We start from the raw sequence: 326 nt of genomic DNA on the forward strand, positions 1-326 counted from the left end.
GGGTGTGTAAGTGCTGCGAGGCATTGAGCTAACCTGTACTAATTGCCCGTGAGGCTTAACCATACAACACCCAAGGGGTTTTGTGGACTCAGATGTACCAGACCTTGAATGCGTTTGAAGAGAAACTTTTATAGCTCTATTAAATAGAGAAGCTTTCCAGATTATTTTGCCTTCAGTTTTTAAAAAACTGAAAGTAAAAGCAAAATTTGCTTGGCGACCATAGCATTGTGGACCCACCTGATTCCATGCCGAACTCAGAAGTGAAACACAATAGCGCCGATGGTAGTGTGGGGTTTCCCCATGTGAGAGTAGGACATCGCCAGGCT

1 rRNA gene is annotated in these 326 nt (G+C 44.5%); it reads left to right on the forward strand.

Annotated elements, in window-relative coordinates:
• Nucleotides 1-209 precede the first annotated feature (209 nt).
• Nucleotides 210-325, forward strand: a 5S ribosomal RNA gene (rrf, locus tag H5300_RS27210).
• The last annotated feature ends 1 nt before the right edge of the window (nt 326 follow it).

Origin of the sequence: Vibrio sp. SG41-7 (assembly GCF_014164465.1) — a bacterium.
GTDB classification, from domain to species: domain Bacteria; phylum Pseudomonadota; class Gammaproteobacteria; order Enterobacterales; family Vibrionaceae; genus Vibrio; species Vibrio splendidus.